This window comes from Desulfosarcina sp., assembly GCF_055467485.1.
The window spans coordinates 40,414-58,947 of record NZ_JBUOIV010000032.1 but is presented as its reverse complement, the minus strand read 5'-3'; the positions used below and the strand labels follow the sequence as shown (position 1 = coordinate 58,947).

The window sequence follows — 18,534 nt, the reverse complement described above, 5'->3', positions numbered from 1 at the left end:
AGGCGAACTTACATTGGCGCGCTTCCCGGCAGGATAATACAAGGTTTGCGGAAAGCGGGTTCGAATAATCCCATATTCATGCTCGATGAGATCGACAAGGTCGGCAGCGACTGGCGGGGAGACCCGAGCAGCGCCCTGCTGGAGGTGCTGGATCCGGCCCAGAACCACGCCTTCCGGGACCACTATCTGGATGTGGACTTCGACCTCAGCGAGGTGATGTTCATCACCACCGCCAACCAGCTGGAAACCATCCTGCCCCCGTTGCGGGACCGCATGGAGACCATTGCCCTGGACGGTTACACGGAGCACGAAAAGCTGCATATCGCCGTCAACCACCTGGTTCCCCGGCAGACCAGGGCCAACGGGTTGCAGCCCGAAGAGATTTTCTTCGGCAGGCCGGCCCTGGCCTGCATCATTGCCGACTACACCCGGGAAGCGGGTGTGCGCAGCCTGGAGCGCCAGATCGGCGCCGTCTGCCGCAAGACGGCCGTATGCATCTCCACCGGCCAGCCGGGGCCGGCGGAGATCACGCCGGACAGGATCCGGCAGCTGCTGAAAAAACCCCTTTTCGAATCTGAAATATCAGAGACCATTGATCTTCCTGGAATTGCCACGGGGCTGTCCGTCACCGCCTATGGGGGCGAGATCCTGTTCATCGAAGCCACGCGAATGCCTGGCAAGGGGGAACTGACCATCACCGGCCATCTGGGCGAGGTGATGATGGAAAGCGCCCGGATCGCTCACAGCTATGTACGCTCCCAGGCGGTTAACCTGGGCATCGAGGCCAAGCGCTTCAGGGATACCGATATCCACCTGCACGTGCCGGCGGGCGCCATACCCAAGGATGGTCCGTCCGCTGGCCTGGCCATGGTGCTGGCCATGGCCAGCATATACACCGGCCGGCCGGTGCGGAGCGATGTGGGGCTCACCGGTGAAGTGACCTTGAGGGGACGCATACTGCCGGTGGGTGGCATCAAGATCAAGATGCTGGCCGCTCACCGGGCCGGCCTGAGCACGGTGATTCTGCCCCGGAGAAATGAGCGTGACCTGGATGAATTGCCGCAGGAGGTAAGCAAGCAAATGACGATCAGGCTCGCGGACCGGGTCGAAGATGCACTTGCCCTGTCTCTGCAGCCTGGTGAAGCAGGCACGGCAGACACCCGACAACCCAATTTTGCGACGGGATGATGTCCCATGGATAAGAACCACCAGGCAGAGATTCTCGAAGCCATGATGCAGGCAGATTTCTACCCGCACCCGGCAGCGTCAATCCAACGGCGTGAAACCCACATTTCGACGGTGTTTTTGACCGGCCCTTTTGCCTACAAAATCAAAAAGCCGGTGGATCTGGGATTCCTGGATTTTACGAGTCTTGAGAAGCGCCGGCATTACTGCCTGCAGGAAATCGCCCTGAACCGCCGCCTGTCCCACGGTGTTTACATCGACGCGGTTCCCATCACCTGCCATGATGGTACCTATGCCCTGAATGGGTCGGGCGAGACGGTGGAGTTTGCCGTTAAAATGCACCAGCTTGCCGACACCGATTCCATGCTCCAGCGCCTGCGGCGCAATGCGTTGGATGACCGAGACATCGAATCGCTGGCTCGCCTGCTGGTTGGCTTTTACGCACAGGCGGTCACGGTCAGCGAGGTGGACCCGTCCGCCGCCCCTGCCTGGGAGGAGAACCTGCAACTGGCCGAGGCCTTTGCCGGTGTGTGGATCGACCGGCGGGAGTTCGAGTTCGTCCGCTCCGCCGCAAGGTCCTTTTATCGCAGGCATCGACGCCTTTTCGACTGCCGCCGCCTGGACGGTAAAATAAAGGATGGCCACGGAGATCTGAGGACCGACCACGTTTACTTTACGAAAACCGGTATCCAGATCATCGACTGCATCGAATTCAATGACGGCCTGCGCGTTCTGGATATGATCAGCGACCTGGCTTTCCTGATCATGGATCTCGAATACAACCATTTCACGGAAGCGGCCCGGTCGCTGATCCGGTGGTACGTGAAACTGACCGACGATGTCGGCGCCCTGCCGCTGCTGCCCTTTTTCTGCTGCTACCGGGCCATGGTGCGCTGCAAGGTGAGCTGTTTCCATCTCCGCGAATGCAGCAGCCCGAAGGCTGACCGTGAAATCCTGAAGGCGGCCGCCGGACGCTACCTGACCATGGCCCACGGTTATGCCGCCGCCTTCAGCCGGCCGATCCTCTGGGTGGCCTGCGGCCTGCCCGCCTCGGGTAAAAGCACGATTGCCAGGGCGCTGGCAGCGGTGGTCGACGCCAATGTGATTCGCTCGGACGTGATACGCAAAGCACTGTTTTCCGGTTCACCCGAACCAATCGATCCGACTGCATATGGCGCGGGAATGTATTCCGCCCTTGCCAGCGAGGCGACCTACGAACGCATGTTCGCCCTGGCCCAGGAGGATCTCAAGAAAGGTAAAAGCGTTATCATCGATGCCACCTTCCACAAGGCATTACGAAGGACCCAAGCCCTGCGTCTGGCGACCAGTCGACAGGCAACGCCTGTTTTCGTGGAATGCAGGGCCGCCGAGGCAACCCTGGCAACACGGCTGCTTAAACGGGAAACCGAACCGTCGGTGTCCGATGCCAGGCTGATCCACCTGGAGGCCTTCAAAAAGCGCTTCGAACCCCTAGCCCCGGTCGGCAGTGCCATCCATATTATCGTGGACACCGACAATCCGCCGGCAGTCTGCCTGCGGCAAATCCTGCTGGCCGACAGCCTTTTAAGTTTGACACGGATAGGAGGCAAGCATGTTTAATCGAATAGTAGCCGCCACGGATATCGTCACCTCCGGCGATGCCCCGGTGATTTCGGCAGCCCGGCTGGCCCGGCAGCAGGATGCCCGCCTTTATCTGCTGCATGTGATGGAATCCGCCTCGACAGAAAACCGCCGTTTGATCCGTCACTTCGATACCGGTGCGGAAATGATCACCGATGCCGGCTATGAACAGGCCATCCGGCAACGGTTGGAAAAGACCTATGAGAAAGAATTGACAGATATCCCGCATGAAACAAGGGTCGCCATCGGCTACCCGTGGGAGGAGATCCTGCGGTGGGCCCGGGAGATCGATACCGATCTGGTCGTGCTGGGCCCCCATTCGACCCGGGCGGAAGAAAAAGGCGTCGTAAGGGTTGCCGGGCGCGTCGGATCGACGGTGGAGAACGTCGTCACGCGGGAGACCTGTCCGGTGATGGTGATCAACAGAACTCTACGGACTGACCAACTGCGGTTTCAGCGGGTGCTGGTGGCGGTCGATTTCTCCCGATCCTGTGAATGCGCGGTCAGTTTTGCGGCGGCATTGGCTAAACACTTCAGCAGCCGGCTGATGGTGTTTCACATGATTCCGGTGCCCCCGTTCCCCAAATACACCCGGGACGACTATACTGCCGATGTGGCCCATTCAAGAAAGCGGCTCGAGTCGTTTTATGAGACTTACCTGGACGGTATCGACCACCAGTATCTGATCAGGGCCGGCGCCATGCCCCACCTGGAGATACTCGCCTGTGCCGGGGATAGCGCCGCCGACTTGATCGTCATGGGGTCCCACACCAAGGAAAAGCCGGGCAAATGGTATCCGGGCAGCGCCGTGGAGCGGGTCGCCTACCGGGCGGACTGCCCGGCGATGGTGGTCACCGACCCCGGGGCGCTGACCCACTGGGACCTTACCGTCACCGCCGATGACGGGGAAGGCAAAGACCGGTTGATCCATGTGTTCAGCGGAACGTAAACCGGAAAACTCACAAACGTAAGGAGAATTGCCATGACAACCAAATCTCAAGTATTCAAATGCAAGGCCTGCGGTGCCATCGTCGCCGTCATCACCGGGGGCAAAGGGGAACTGACCTGTTGCGACCAGAAGATGGTTGAAGTAACGCCGGACAAGGCCAAAAAACTGATCTACGGCATGAGTCGTCCCGGTTCTCCTTGAGAAGGATGCGGATGTTTTTTCTTCGTCTCCGCTGGTGGGGTCGCATAACGAAAAGAGCTGTTTTCAAAACAGATTCCCGGAGAACGCTGAGATCAACAGTTGTGCGTATATGATAATGCCGCCGGTGAAGGTGCAAAGGCATCTGCGCGTTGCCATCCAGGGGTTTCTTCAGGGGTGCGGGGTAGGTCGAGACCGCTCTCGTTCCCGGTGTTGAGCTGCGCCAGGCATATTACTGCCGGTAAATTTTATCCACCCACTCCTTGAACCATTTCGGCTTCTGAAACAGAACCATGATCAGTACCATGGCTGTGATCGGAATGGGAACGACGGTGTCGACGATGGCGAGCACGATGAGGTTGATTAAGATCTGCGTTTTTAATGACACGTTCGTTGTCCTTAAGGATGTTGACAAATGCCAGCAAGCCGGTCATGCGGCATTGATCAGTTTACAAAAACGCACCTATTTTCGACCATGTTCCGGTCCATAACCGAACTGGGCGCTTTGCCTGATGGCCTGTTACCTGTTTTTCAACGACCTGTCAAAATACAAATTCAGACGCCTTTGAAGGAGGTTCACGACCACGGCTCGCGAATTCCGAAGATATGGAAAACGGGGCACGGGCAGGATGGTTGCATACTCTGAGAAAATCCAGCGACTTGAGGAGAGGGGAAAATGGCGGGCAGGCTTCAGTGCGGTTGACGTTCAACGGTCCATTGGTCGTCTATGGAAAAGGTCAGTGGATGAATGCAAACCCGAAAACGGGAAATGGTGAACCTGTGAATGCTTGCCCTGAAAATATACTAGGCATCGATATCGGTTCTTCCGCAGTCGCCGTGGCAGAGATCAACCCGGCCGGCGAATCGATCAGGTCCACCTATGGTTTTCACCACGGCCGGGTCGAGGATCACCTGAAACGGGCGCTGGGCCGGTTCGACTTGTCCCGTATCGCCGGGATCGCGGCCACGGCCTCCACCCCATCCACCGTCAAGGCATCCCATCGCTATGACAATCGGATCGCGACCCTGGCAGCTGCGCGTCGCTTTTACCCCAAGGCCCGATCTGTGCTTATCATTGGCGCCGAAAAATTCGGTCTGATCCAATTGGACCGTCAGGGCAATTATCGCACCTTCCGCGCCAACAGCGGCTGCGCCGCCGGCACGGGCAGCTTCCTCGATCAACAGGCGCAGCGTTTGAATCTCGAAGACGCGGCTGCCCTCAGTGCGCTGGCCCTGAGCAACACCGGTTCCATTCCCAAAATCGCCTCGCGCTGCGCGGTGTTTGCCAAAACCGATCTGGCCCATGCCCAACAGGAAGGATATCGGATTGAAGAGATCTGCGATGGATTGTGCTGCGGATTGGCCAAAAATGTAGTGGACGTCCTGTTCAGCGGTCAGACCCCCTTAGGACCGATGCTGTTGACCGGCGGGGTGGCCAACAACCCGGCGGTGGCCGGACATATCCGCGACCTGATCGGGCTGACGCTTATCATAGCCCAGCACCCCTGCGAGGCGGTCGGGGCGGCCCTGTGTCTTTTGGGGGAGAAGCAGCGGCAACGGCTGTCGCAACCGCTTTCGGCAGCGGATATCATCATCCCCCAATCCTTCGAAAAACAATTGTGCCATGATCCCATTGAATTGAGACTTTCCGACTATCCGGCGTTCACCAGCCAGCAGGCCTACACCGATGCACGGTGGGATGCATCCAATCCGGTGGAAGTGGATCTTTACGAGGATCTTGCGCATCTGGCCGGTCAAGCGGTTTATCTGGGCATCGACATCGGCTCCACCAGCACCAAGGCCGTATTGATGACCCGCGCACGCCGTATCGTGGCCGGTTTTTATACCCGTACTGCCGGAAAGCCGGTAATCGCCACCCAGAACCTGCTTGCCGCCATCGACGCCTTGAGGGAGAAACGACAGGTCAAATTTGAAATCGGCGGCGCAGCCACCACCGGGTCCGGGCGAAAATTTGCCGGCACCATCGTGGGGGCCGACTTGATCATCGATGAAATCACGGCCCACGCCATGGCGGCCGTCGCCCTCCATCCGGCGGTGGACACCATCATCGAAATCGGCGGCCAGGATTCAAAATTCACCACTTTGCAAAACGGCCGGGTCACCTTTTCGACCATGAATGCCGTGTGCGCCGCCGGAACCGGCAGCTTTATCGAAGAACAGGCCCAAAAACTGGGTGTCCCCCTTGAGCGCATTTCCGAACGCACCGCCCACCAGCGATCTCCGCTGGCCAGCGATCGTTGCACGGTATTCATGGAAAGGGATATCAATCACTACCTGTCCAACGGGTATTCGGTAGATGAGGTACTGGCCGCCGTGCTGCATTCGGTGGTGGAAAATTATTTGAGCAAGGTGGCCATCGAAAGCAGCATCGGTACGACCGTAGCTTTCCAAGGCGCCACGGCCAAGAACGAATCCCTGGTGGCGGCAATGGAACAGCGCCTGCAGCGACCCATCTTTGTTTCCCGCTTTTGTCACCTCACCGGGGCCATGGGCAGCGCCCTGATCCTGGCCGACAAGGGGGTGGAAAAGACCTGCTTCAAAGGGTTGGGTCTGTATAAACATACCATCCCCATCCGCTCCGAAATATGCGAGCTGTGCACCAACCACTGTAAGATCACCGTTGCCCAGGTCGAAGGCATCGAGACGGCCTATGGCTTCCTGTGCGGCAGGGATTACCAGACCAAAAAACGGGTCGACCACAACCGTTCCGGTTTTGACCTGCTGGCCGAACGCAGCCGAGCGTTTCGTAAGGACCACCCCACCACCCAGCCCCACGGGTTGACCATCGGCCTGCCTGCCGCCCTGTATCTGATCGAAGACCTGCCCATGTGGCAACACTTTTTCGCCGACCTGGGCATTCGCACGGTCACCAGCAAGGCATACAGCAACGCGCTGAAAGCGGGCAAACCACTGGCCGGAGCAGAATTCTGCGCCCCCATGACGGCCCTCTGCGGTCATGTGGCGCACCTGTTGTCACAATGCGATTATGTTTTCACGCCTTTTTATCTGGAAAAAAAGACGCCCCAAAAAGGTGTCCGGCGGCAGTACTGCTACTACACCCAATTCGCACCGTGCGTGGCGTCGACGTTTCCGGCGGCGGACGCAGGAAAAAAACTCCTGACACCGCTGGTGCATTATCTGTACAATATGCTCTCGACCAAAATGCAGTTGTACACCATGCTCAACACCCACGCCCGCCTCCGGATCAGCTTTCTTGACGTCTCCGCTGCTTTCGACGCTGCGCTGAAGTTCAAGCAGGCGGCGCAGGCCAGATTGAAAAATGTGTATCGACACCATCTGCAGACATCCACAGCCCTCCACGCGGTGATGCTGGGAAGGCCCTATACCGTTTTGGTTCCCTCCATGAACAAGGGCATTTTGGATATCTTTGCCGCCCTGGGTGTAAAAACCGTTTATCAGGACATGCTCTCCTATAAGCCGGAAGATGTTCGCGCCATTGCACCGCTGCTTGGGGAGGTTCACTGGCACTATGCCGCCCGGATTCTGGAAGCGGCGGAAGTGGTCGCCCGCATCGATTCGGCTTACCCGGTGCTGGTGACGGCCTTCAAATGCACTCCGGACAGTTTTATCATCGACTATTTCAAAAAGGTGATGGCCGCCCACGACAAACCCTTTCTGATCCTGCAACTGGATGAGCACGACTCCAGCGTCGGCTACGAGACCCGCATCGAAGCCGCCATTGCCGCATTCAGGAGCCATCACACGTCACGGATTAAAAAGACGACGCCGGTCTATGCCCCGTGTCTGGTTCCGAGCAAGGTAAACGTGCTGACCGAAAAAACCCTGTTTTTTCCAAACTGGGATGAAACGGCCCAGCGCCTGGTGGTGGCCAACCTGCAGAAAGAAGGCCTTGACGCCCGGCTGCTGCACGGCAGCGATGCGAGCATGCGCAGGAGCATGCACCTTAACAGCGGCCAGTGTATCCCCCTGAATATAGTCGCCCAGGAGTTAATCGATGCCATCGAAACCCACGACCTGGATCCCGGCCGCACGGCGTTATGGATGTTGGGTTCCAAGATCGCCTGCAACATCGGGCTCTATGCCCACCAGATTCAAAACATCCTGCATGCCCACGGCAACGGGTTGCAACATACCGGCGTGTATACCGGCAGTCTCTCTTTGGCCGATATTTCCATGCGCCTGCCGGTCAACACCTATCTGGCCTACATGTTCGGCGGGCTGCTCAAAAAAATGGGATGCCGCCTGCGGCCTTATGAAAGAGTCCCTGGAACCACGGACCGGATCATGCGTAAGAGCCTGACCCTGCTGGAAGGCGCCTTTCGCTGGGGTCGATCCAAGGAAGACGCCCTGGCACAGGTCGTCACCTGGTTTGAAGCCATCGAACTCCGGGAGGAGAACCTATCCCATCTGCGGCCGAAGGTAGCCATATTTGGCGATATCTATGTGCGCGACAACGAATTGATCAATCAGGACCTGATTCACTTTATCGAGGCGCACGGCGGCGAGGTGGTGACAACACCTTACCACGCCTATGTCAAAATGATCGCTAAACCCTACCTGCACAAATGGTTTGCCGAGGGCCTCTATCTGGAAGCTCTCTCCACCAGAGCCCTGATTGCCACCATCTCCCACCTGGAAAAAACGTACTATAAATACTTCCAGCGCATCCTGAATGAACCGGAACCGGTCTACGACGAATCCCCCGAACAGATCCTTTCGACCTATGGCATCCGCATGGAGAACACCGGCGAGTCCATGGAGAGCATTCTGAAAATCCACTATCTGATAAGGTATCACCCCGACATTGCCCTCTTCGTTCAAACCAGCCCGGCCTTCTGCTGCCCGTCGTTGATCACCGAGGCCATGGCGGCCGCTATCCAGAAGATGACGCACACCCCCATTTCTACCATTACCTACGACGGTACCGGGGGGAACAAGAATGAAGTCATTATCCCCTACCTCACATTTCCTCGAAAAGAAGAACAGTCAGGAGAATCGATCAATGCAAAAAATCATCGGTATCTGGGTTGACCACAAAAAAGCGGTAATCGTTACCCTGAATCAGGCGGGAGAAACGAAATCAATCCGTGAAATCCTATCCGACCTGGAGCGGCATGTCCGACTGTCCGGTGGATCGCGAACCAAACGAACACCGTGGGGTCCTCAACAGATTTCCTCGGACAATAAGATGGAAGCACGATACCGGCAGCAATTGAGCCGCTTTTACCAGAACGTCATCGAAGCGGTCGCCGACGCCTATAAAATTGTTCTCATGGGACCCGGCGAGGCAAAGGTGGAATTGAAAAAGGAAATGGATAAGTCCAAAGTGATATCGGAAAGCCTCGTCTTCATGGAACCCTGCGATAAAATGACCCAACGGCAGATCGCCGCACGTGTCAGAGACTTTTTTGCACCGCTACCTTGAGGTCGGCGGAATAGTGAGACCCGTTGGCCGCGAATAAGGGTTGCCAGCAAGCGGCAGAATGGCGTAGATCATAGGAAGAGGTCATCATCCGGATACCGGATCGGTCGGTTTTTTTGTGCTTTTCCTCAATGCATGGTGAATGCTGTGGTGACGGACCGGAAAACCGGGGGGGCTTCCTCCCGTGGGCTGCCCAAGTGGATCCTGTTACTCCTCATTGTGTCGGCGGCGGTGTGGGCCTTATGGCATTACACGCGGCCGGATCCTGTAGGGGTGTCGGTCAAGCCGGTTACCCGGGGCACGGTTGAACGCACGGTGGCCAATACCCGTGCCGGGACGGTGAAGGCCTGCCGGCGTGCCAAGTTGTCTCCCAGCATCGGCGGGCAGATCGCCCTGCTGCCGGTCAAAGAGGGGGACCGCGTCAAGGAAGGCGCCCTGCTGCTGGAGTTGTGGAACAACGATCTGGCCGCACAGGTCATGCTGGCCGAACGGGAAGTGACCGCCTCCCGTTCCAGGACGCTGTCCGCCTGTTCGCGGGCCGAGGTGGCCGCTAAAAATGCGGACCGGTTGCTGACCCTGCTCAAATCCAATGTGGGAACTCAGGAGCGCACGGAAAACGCCGTTGCCGAGGCCGAGGCTCTCAACGCCGAGTGCGAAGGTGCCCGCAGCGAGGTGCAGGTCCGTGAAGCCCAGCTGGCCGTGGCCAGGGCCAATCTTCAGCGCACCCGGCTGCTGGCGCCCTTTGACGGGGTGATCGGCGAAATCAACGGCGAGCGCTACGAGTACGTCACCCCCTCCCCGCTGGGTGTGCCCACGCCACCCGTGGTGGATATTATCGAATCCGGCTGCTTTTACGTCATCGCCCCCATCGATGAGGTGGATGTGGCCGGCATCCGGGTGGGAATGCCGGCCCGCATCACCATGGATGCCTATGGCAGGCGGATTTTCCAGGGAAAGGTGCGCCGGGTTTCCGATTACGTCCTTGATCTGGAGAAACAGGCCCGCACCGTCGACGTGGAGGTCAGTTTCACCCACCCGGAGGATTTCTCCCTTTTGCTGGCCGGCTACAGTGCAGACATCGAAGTGATCCTGGCTGTTCGCATTGACGTGGTGCGGGTTCCCACCGAGGCTGTCATGGCCGATCAGCACATTTACGTGTTCAAGCCTGCCCAGGGCAAAATCGAGCGTCGCCGCATCCACATCGGCCTCTCCAACTGGGATCATACCGAGGTGACCGATGGACTGAAGCCGGATGAACAGGTGGTGGTCAACATCGATGCGCCGGATCTGGAAGACGGAGCGGCTGCCGTTCAAATCGAGGACGCCCCGTGATTCGCCTGGACGATGTCAGCCGGGTGTTTCAGGTGGGGGGTGACGCCGTGCATGCCCTGGACCGGGTGAACCTGGTTGTGGAAAAGGGTGAGTACCTGTCCATTATGGGGCCGTCCGGGTCCGGGAAGTCGACCCTGCTGAACATTCTCGGGCTGCTGGACCGACCGGACCAAGGCACCTATCGCATCGACGGCAGCGACACCACCGCCTTGACCGATGACCAGCAGGCAACCGTCCGGCGCCATAAAATCGGTTTTATATTCCAGTTCTTTCATCTGGTCCCCCGTCTCACAGCCGCAGACAATGTGGGACTGCCGCTGGTTCTTGCCGGCGTCGACCCGAAGGAACGGCGCCATCGGGTGAATGATGCCATGGATCGATTCGGCCTTTCCAGCCGGGCCGGACACCGGCCGGATCAGCTCTCCGGCGGCCAGCGTCAGCGGGTGGCCATCGCCCGTGCCGTGATCATGAACCCTGCTGTCATCCTTGCCGACGAGCCCACCGGCAATCTGGACCGCACATCCGGTGATGAAATCATTCACGCCATCGAGTCCCTCCAGGAACGGGGCATGACCGTGCTGATCGTTACCCACGATCCGCACATCGGAGGTCGTGCCGACCGGGCCATCCGCATGGTGGACGGTCGCATTGTCTCGGACAGCCGGGGGCAGGCATGAGAACCACGGATGTGATCGGCTTCTGCCGGCGGGCCGTTTCCGGATATCCCCTGCGCTCGTGCCTGATGCTGTTGGCCATGGCCATCGGCGTGGCCTCGGTGGTAATGCTGTCCACCCTGGGGGAGGGAACCCGCCGGTACGTGGCCAACCAGTTCAGCTCCCTGGGGACGCACCTGCTGATCGTGCTTCCGGGACGCTCCGAGACCACCGGCGGCCCTCCGCCGATGATGGGCCAGACGCCCCGGAACCTGACCGTCCAGGATGCCATGGCGTTGACACGCAGCACTGCCGTGAGCCGGGTGGCCCCCATCGTGGTCGGTTCCGCGCCGGTATCCGTCGGCAGCCGGCAACGGGAAATCACCATCCTCGGCTCCACGGCCGAGCTTCTGCCGATTCGCAACCTGGCCTTGTCCCTGGGGCGCTTCATTCCTGCCGGTGACGTATCCCGGGCCGAAGCGGTTTGCGTATTGGGGCACAAGGCCAGAAACGAACTCTTCGGGAACCGGTCGCCGCTGGGCCGGTTCGTGCGCATCGGCGAGCGCCGGTTTCGGGTGATCGGCGTACTGACCCGGAAGGGTCAATCCCTGGGAGTGGACATCAGTGATGTGGCCATTATCCCCGTTGCCTCGGCCACGGCCCTGTTCAACACCGAATCCCTGTTCCGGATTCTGGTGCAGGCCAGAAACCGGGATGCCATATCCCGAGCCAAACGAAATCTGCAGGAAATCATCCGTGATCGGCACGATGGTGAAGACGATGTGACCGTGATTACCCAGGACGCGCTTCTGGCTACCTTCGACCGGATCCTGCGCACCCTGACCCTGGCTGTCGCCGGCATTGCCGCCATCAGCCTGGCCGTAGCAGGCATCCTGATCATGAATGTGATGCTGGTCGCCATTTCCCAACGAACCGCTGAAATCGGTCTGCTCAAGGCTGTCGGAGCCACTCGCGGGCAGGTGCTGGCACTCTTTCTCGTGGAATCGACCCTCCTCTCCCTGTTTGGGACGGCCGCCGGGTTGCTGATTTCCACAGGCGGGGTGATCGTGTTGAAACAGATGTTTCCTGATTTTCCCTTGGCTGTGCCCTGGTGGTCTCCGGCGGCGGCGACCGCCACCGCGATAACCACCGGCACCCTCTTCGGCATACTGCCGGCGCGGCGGGCGGCGCGATTGGACCCCGTGACGGCGCTGGCTGAAAAGTGAAGAAATCAGGGGATTAGGAAATTGAAGAACCTCGCAGCGAGCGGCGAGGAATCTTCGACCGTAAGGAATTCTGTCTATATTTTTGGTTCGCTCGCTAACCCCGCCGCAAGCGACGGGGAATGCGCTCGCTGTTGCGGTTCAAAAACAGGTGGATAGCCGATGATTTTTCGTGATGCGCTAAAGTGGGCCCTGCAGTCGCTTGCCAGCCAGCGCCTGCGCAGTGTTCTGACCATCCTGGGCATTGCCGTGGGAATTGCCGCCGTGGTCCTGCTCACCTCTCTGGGCGAAGGCGTTCACCGCTTCGTGCTGGGAGAGTTCACCCAGTTCGGCACCAACCTGATCGGGATCACCCCGGGAAAGACCTCCACCACGGGCGTATCCGGTGCGGTGATCAGCAATGTCAGACCCCTTTCCATCGACGATGCCGAGGCCCTGGCCCGGATTCCACGAGTCCTGGATACCGTTCCCGTGGTGCAGGGCAACGCCGCTGTGGAGTACGGCCCGCGCAGCCGCCGGACATATGTGTTTGGGGTCGGTGCGGCAGCGCCGGTGGTCTGGCAGATGGCCGTGGCCAAAGGCCGATTTCTCCCCGATGACCATGCGACCGGCACGCGCGCCTTTGCCGTGTTGGGCAGCCGGGTCAGCCATGAGCTTTTCGGCGGGTCGAACCCTCTTGGAAGACGTGTTCGCATCGGCGGTGAACGCTACCGAACCATCGGTGTCATGGCCGCCAAGGGGCAGATGCTTGGATTCGATCTGGACGATGCGGTCTATATCCCGGCCTCCCGCGCCCTGGCCATGTTCAACCGCGAAAGCCTCATGGAAATCGATGTGCTGTTTGCCGCCGGCAGCAATGCGGATATAATTTCAGACCGGATAAAAGCGCTGTTGCTGTCCCGCCACGGCAGCGAAGACTTCACCATCGTCACCCAGACCCAGATGCTCGAGGTATTGGGCTCGGTGTTGGGTGTACTGACACTCGCCGTAGGCGCCATCGGCGGGATTTCCCTGCTGGTGGGCGGTGTCGGGATCACCACGATCATGACGATTGCCGTACGCCAGCGCCGGGCGGAAATCGGTCTGCTGCGCGCCCTGGGAACCGGGCGACGCTGGATCATGGGCCTGTTTGCCATCGAAGCCACCCTGTTGGGCGGAATCGGTGGAATCGCGGGGGTCATACTGGGTACCGGCGGCGCATGGATCCTGGAAACCCTCGTGCCCAAACTGCCCACGCATACCCCCATCTCTTATGTGGTTCTTGCGGAAGTTCTGGCTGCAGTTATCGGCCTGTTGTCCGGCATCCTTCCGGCCCGCCAGGCAGCCCGACTGAATCCCATCGAGGCGCTGCGCGCCGAGTAGGCGCTTCCGACCCGGACCATTTTGTGGACGATGGCCTGAATTAATGCTAAGAATGAAAACTGTTTTCCAACGGCGACACCCCGCAAACCCATCGAGCGGTTATCTTCATTTTTCATCGGGGCGGAGGCTGATCACCGATACTCACTTCGACACGGCACACGCGATTGCCAACCCACTGCAGGAGGAAGCCACAGATGAACATTTCACAAAATGTTGAACGGGCCGCCAGGTTATTCCCGGACAAAACGGCCATCGTCTTTGAAGGGACGCATCTGACATACAAAAAATTGAACGCCCGTGTAAACCGGCTTGCCAGCACACTGGTTGCGGAGGGAGTCGCCAAAGGCGACCGGGTGACCCTTTACCTGCCAAACATTCCCGCATTCATCATTGCCTACCTCGCCACTGTCCGGATCGGGGCCATTGCCGTTTCGGCGAATGCCATGCTCAAGGCGCAAGAATTGAAGTATATTCTGGATGACGCCGGGGCGGTGCTGCTGTTTACCACGGGGGACCTGTTGGAGAATGTCCACATCGACCAGTATCCGCAGTTGCGCAATGTCGTGGTTTGCGAGGGCGAAGCTGCAGGGCATCCGACCCTCGATGACTGGCTCAACGCCGGCCGGGAGACGCTTAACGCAGCGGACATGGATCCCCACGACCCGGCCGTACTGCTCTATACGTCGGGGACCACCGGATTTCCCAAAGGTGCGACCCTTTCACATGGGAATGTCGTTTCCAACGTATGGACAACCGTCCACCATGCGGGTTTTACCGCCGATGATCGCATGATCCTCTTTTTACCCCTCTTTCACGTGTTCGGGCAAAACTTCATCATGAACGCCACCTTTCTGGCCTGCGCGACCCTTGTTCTGCACCGCCGTTTCGTGCCCGACAAGGTTCTGGCATCCATCCGCGACGATGGCGTAACCATGTTTTTCGCGGTCCCGACGATTTACATCCACCTGCTGAACATGGATATGGATCCCATGGATCTCGCCTCCATCCGGTACGAGTTCTCTGCCGCCGCCAGCATGCCGCAGGAAATTTCGGCCCGCTGGACCGAACGCTTCGGGCGCCCGGTATACGAGGGTTACGGTTTGACGGAGTGTTCGCCCTTTGCCTGCTACAACCACGACTTCAATCATAAGTTCGGCAGTGTGGGCACCCCGGTGGAGAATTTTGAAATCAAGATCTTCGACGAGTCGGACCAGGAGTTGCCCCCTGGCCAATGGGGAGAAATCTGCGTTCGAGGACCGGGCGTCATGCAGGGATATTGGAACAAGCCCGAAGAGACGGCCCGTGCGCTGCGCAACGGTTGGCTTCACACCGGGGATATCGGCACCCTGGACGAGGACGGCTACGTGTTTATCGTCGATCGGGTCAAAGACATGATCAACATGTCTGGCCTCAAGATCTGGCCCGCGGAGGTCGAGCAGTTTCTCTATGGGCATCCGGCCGTCAAGGAACTTGCCGTTTACGGCATTCCGCACCCCGAGAAAGGCGAGATCGTCAAGGCCGCCATCGTTCTGAAGGAGGGGGCCACAACCACCGCCGAGGAGATCGATGACTATTGTCGCGAGCACCTGGCCGTGTATAAAGTCCCGTCCGAACTGGAATTTTTGGATGAACTACCCAAAAGCGCCACCGGTAAAATTCTCAAACGGATATTGCGCGACAAGGGATAGGCGCCCAGCCGCACCGGTGACGGAATTGGCCCCGGATCAAGCACACCGACCGTTGCATCGAGCGAAAGGAGAAGCAAACCCATGAACCCGATCGGCCCGGTAAACGCCCTTTATCCCATGCCCACCACATTGGTGGGCGCAACCGTGAACGGCAAACCCAATTTTCTGGCCGTGGCCCACGTGGGAATACTCAACCACGGGAACCCCCAGTATCTTTCCATCGGGCTCGGCAAGGCTCATTACTCCAACGCCGGTATCCATGAAAACCGGGCATTCAGCATCTGCCTGCCGTCGGAGGACCTGATGGTGGAAACCGATTACTGCGGGATCATGACCGGCAGGAAAACCGACAAGGCCGCGCTGTTCGATGTTTTTCATGGCGAACTGAAAACGGCGCCCATGATTCGCCAGTGCCCGGTCAACATGGAACTCAAACTCCACGATGTGCTGGATTTTCCGACCCACGACATCTTCGTCGGCGAACTGGTTCAGACCTATGTGGATGACGACGTCCTGACCAACGGAAAGATCGATATCTCCAAGGTACGGCCGCTGCTCTTCGACATGGCCAGTGTCAGATACTGGCGCTTGGGGCCGGTGGTGGGCAAGTGCTGGAATGCGGGCAAATCGCTGAAGCTGCCGTAGCATGCGTGCAATAACTGTCGACGACAAGACCGGCACGCCGGAAACGACGAGGATATCGGTTCAACCGGGTATCAGCACATCCCGGACCAGATCAGGCTGATCGGGGTCATGGGGCTCGGTGTTGAAGGCGATCAGCAGATTGTCGGTTTCACCCGTATTCAGGACGGCATGGGCGATCCCGGGGGGGATGACCAGGCGGCAGGTCGTGCCGGCGGGAATGGAGCGGTCCGCCGGCGCTTCGACCCCGCGGATCCGAACGAGGGCCGGTCCGCAAACCACCAGCGTTTCCGTACCCCTGATGGGGTAGTGATTCCCCCTGACGCTTCCGGGCCGGCTCACCACGACATGCGTATTCCTCTGGCTTTCAAGACGTTCTCCCCGAATCGGCTCCAATACAAATCCCCGCGTATCGGAAAAACGCCTGATGGTTTCCTTTTCAATCGTTTTCTTCAAGCGGTTCATCGGCTATTTGCCGTAATGCGCCAGGCGCTGCGATTTCATCTCGTCCACCTTCTGGTTGTAGAAGGAAATCACCTCCCGCCGGTTGAGCATGCCCAGCAGAATCCCGTGATCGTCGGACTGCACCACCGGAAGGCTGTCGATATTTCGAGTGGTGAATTTTTTAAGCACGGCGTTGAGGTCCTCATCCGGCGTGGTAACGATGATGTCGGAGCTTCCCACGTCCTTCATTACCACCAGCTGTTCGATTTCGGGTGAAAAGAGAACACCCCGGATATCATTGATGGAGAAGATTCCCACCAGTCGTTTCTCTTCATCCACCACCGGGAAGTAATGCTGCTTGGTCTCGGAAAAGTAGCGCTTGAACTCCAAAAACGGCATATCCTGGGGGATCAGGGTCACCTTTTTTACCAGGGGCATGAGGTCGTTGACCGGGATCGCCTGGAGAATATCCACAAAAAAATCGCCGGCGTGGGCCGGTGAATCGACCTTGCTCTGGACCTGCTGGTTAAAGATGGTCCAGCGCCGCGATGCCATGTAGGCCACCGAACAGACCAGCAGGCTGGGCAGAAGCAGATGATAGGAATTGGTCATCTCGCTGACGAAAATGATCGTTGAGATGGGGGTGTTGGAGACGGCCGTGAAGAAGCCGGCCATTCCCACCACCACGAAGGCACCGGGTTCGGTGACGACGGAGGGCATGATATCGTGAAAGATCTTGCCCACGCATCCGCCCATGGCGCCACCGATTACGATAGAGGGTCCGAAGACGCCGCCGCTGCCCCCGGAACCGATGGAAAAGGATGTCGTCAACACCTTGCCCAATGCAAGAGAAAGCAGGAAAGGCACCGCCAGTTCATTGTTGATGGCCTTCTGGGCGAACCCGTAGCCGAATGCCAGGGTGTGGGGCAGAAAAAAACCGATGATGCCGGTCATCAAACCGCCGATGGCCGGTTTGATGTGGTTGGGAATTTTCTTTATGGATTCGAAAAGGTGGATCGTACCGTAAAAGGCCTTGATGTAGAATAAGCCGGTGGCCACCAGCACCAGAGCCAGCACCAGGTATGGTCCAAGCTCGAGGGGATTTCGGAAATGGAAAGGGGGTGAATCGAACAACGAGCCCCAGCCGAACACCAGGCAGAAGACACAGTAAGCCACCACCGAAGAGATCCCCGCCGGAATGATCACCTCCGATTCAAAATCAGGATCGCGGTAAAGCACCTCGGCGGCAAACAGGGCCCCGGCCAGCGGGGCCCGGAAAATACTGCCCACGCCGGCGCCGATGCCGGCGGCCATCATGATCCGGCGCTCGCGGTCGGAAAGCTTGAGGGTCGTGGCCAGAAAAGAACCGAAACCGGCACCGATCTGGGCAATGGGCCCTTCCCTGCCCCCGGACCCCCCGGTGGTCAGGGTAATGGCCGATGCGATGGTTTTGACGATGGGCACGCGGCCGCGAATGAAACCGCCCTTGTTGTGGTAGGCATTGATGGCGGCGTCGGTGCCATGTCCTTCTGCCTCCGGAGCGAATGTGTAAACCAGCCATCCGCTCAATAGTCCCCCCATGGCCGGAAGGAACAGGAGCATCAAGCGGTTGAATGAAACCGACGTGGGCGGCAGCAAGTGGTGTTCGCCGGCCGGTGCCGGGGGCCGATATCCGGCGAGCATATCCAGAAAATAGTGAAGGCCCAACTGGCACAGGTAATGAAAAACGACTGAGCCAAGGCCGGCAATCAGGCCGATGGCAACAAAATAGACCGACCAGCGGGTGGCCTGGGCAATATTCAGGCTTTTCATC

At 58.7% G+C, this 18,534-nt stretch carries 15 protein-coding genes; 12 read left to right on the top strand and 3 right to left on the bottom strand.

All coding sequences use genetic code 11. The features are described from left to right. The 4 genes from ACZCED_RS15565 to ACZCED_RS15550 all read left to right on the top strand — a co-directional run. Nucleotides 1-1,188, top strand: a 1,188-nt coding sequence (locus tag ACZCED_RS15565) for a S16 family serine protease (protein ID WP_464861153.1), incomplete at its 5' end; no start/stop codon positions are given. Nucleotides 1,189-1,194: 6 nt separating this feature from the next. Continuing rightward, nucleotides 1,195-2,784: a bifunctional aminoglycoside phosphotransferase/ATP-binding protein gene (locus ACZCED_RS15560; protein ID WP_462970426.1), complete on the top strand. Its 1,590-nt coding sequence runs from the start codon at nt 1,195-1,197 to the stop codon at nt 2,782-2,784. Beyond that, nucleotides 2,777-3,754 carry a universal stress protein gene (locus tag ACZCED_RS15555; protein ID WP_462970425.1) on the top strand — a complete coding sequence of 326 codons (978 nt, stop codon included), beginning with the start codon at nt 2,777-2,779 and terminating at the stop codon, nt 3,752-3,754. Before ACZCED_RS15560 ends, ACZCED_RS15555 begins: the two co-directional genes overlap by 8 nt. A 33-nt stretch (nt 3,755-3,787) precedes the next feature. After that, nucleotides 3,788-3,955, top strand: a complete 168-nt coding sequence (locus tag ACZCED_RS15550; protein ID WP_462970424.1) for a desulfoferrodoxin FeS4 iron-binding domain-containing protein — start codon at nt 3,788-3,790, stop codon at nt 3,953-3,955. 229 nt (nt 3,956-4,184) lie between these two features. On the opposite strand, the gene ACZCED_RS15545 is transcribed toward ACZCED_RS15550, so the two are convergent. Beyond that, nucleotides 4,185-4,340, bottom strand: a complete 156-nt coding sequence (locus ACZCED_RS15545) for a hypothetical protein (RefSeq protein ID WP_462970423.1) — start codon at nt 4,338-4,340, stop codon at nt 4,185-4,187. Between the two features lie 392 nt (nt 4,341-4,732). Between ACZCED_RS15545 and ACZCED_RS15540 the strand changes: the two genes are divergently transcribed. From ACZCED_RS15540 to ACZCED_RS15505, 8 genes are all read left to right on the top strand, one after another. After that, entirely contained in the window at nt 4,733-8,986 is a 4,254-nt protein-coding gene (locus tag ACZCED_RS15540) for an acyl-CoA dehydratase activase (RefSeq protein WP_464861152.1), read from the top strand. Beyond that, nucleotides 8,958-9,380: a hypothetical protein gene (locus ACZCED_RS15535; RefSeq protein ID WP_462970421.1), complete on the top strand. Its 423-nt coding sequence runs from the start codon at nt 8,958-8,960 to the stop codon at nt 9,378-9,380. Before ACZCED_RS15540 ends, ACZCED_RS15535 begins: the two co-directional genes overlap by 29 nt. A 147-nt stretch (nt 9,381-9,527) precedes the next feature. After that, a complete protein-coding gene (locus ACZCED_RS15530) occupies nt 9,528-10,709 on the top strand; it encodes an efflux RND transporter periplasmic adaptor subunit (RefSeq protein WP_464861151.1) in 1,182 nt (393 codons plus the stop codon). Further along, the gene (locus tag ACZCED_RS15525; protein WP_462970418.1) at nt 10,706-11,386 is read left to right on the top strand and encodes an ABC transporter ATP-binding protein; all 681 of its coding nucleotides are present in this window, start codon (nt 10,706-10,708) and stop codon (nt 11,384-11,386) included. The genes ACZCED_RS15530 and ACZCED_RS15525 overlap by 4 nt, the downstream gene beginning before the upstream one ends. Next, nucleotides 11,383-12,588, top strand: coding sequence for an ABC transporter permease (locus tag ACZCED_RS15520; protein WP_464861150.1), 1,206 nt, complete (start codon nt 11,383-11,385; stop codon nt 12,586-12,588). The genes ACZCED_RS15525 and ACZCED_RS15520 overlap by 4 nt, the downstream gene beginning before the upstream one ends. Before the next feature lie 159 nt (nt 12,589-12,747). After that, entirely contained in the window at nt 12,748-13,947 is a 1,200-nt protein-coding gene (locus ACZCED_RS15515) for an ABC transporter permease (RefSeq protein WP_464861149.1), read from the top strand. 194 nt (nt 13,948-14,141) lie between these two features. Continuing rightward, a complete protein-coding gene (locus ACZCED_RS15510) occupies nt 14,142-15,635 on the top strand; it encodes a long-chain-fatty-acid--CoA ligase (RefSeq protein ID WP_462970415.1) in 1,494 nt (497 codons plus the stop codon). Between the two features lie 81 nt (nt 15,636-15,716). Next, nucleotides 15,717-16,280: a flavin reductase family protein gene (locus ACZCED_RS15505; RefSeq protein WP_462970414.1), complete on the top strand. Its 564-nt coding sequence runs from the start codon at nt 15,717-15,719 to the stop codon at nt 16,278-16,280. 60 nt (nt 16,281-16,340) lie between these two features. Here ACZCED_RS15505 and ACZCED_RS15500 read toward each other — a convergent pair whose 3' ends face one another. Both ACZCED_RS15500 and ACZCED_RS15495 read right to left on the bottom strand, forming a co-directional pair. Further along, on the bottom strand, nt 16,341-16,742 hold the full coding sequence (locus ACZCED_RS15500) for a polysaccharide biosynthesis C-terminal domain-containing protein (protein ID WP_464861148.1): 402 nt from the start codon (nt 16,740-16,742) through the stop codon (nt 16,341-16,343). 3 nt (nt 16,743-16,745) lie between these two features. After that, entirely contained in the window at nt 16,746-18,533 is a 1,788-nt protein-coding gene (locus tag ACZCED_RS15495; RefSeq protein ID WP_462970412.1) for a chloride channel protein, read from the bottom strand. Nucleotide 18,534 lies beyond the last annotated feature (1 nt).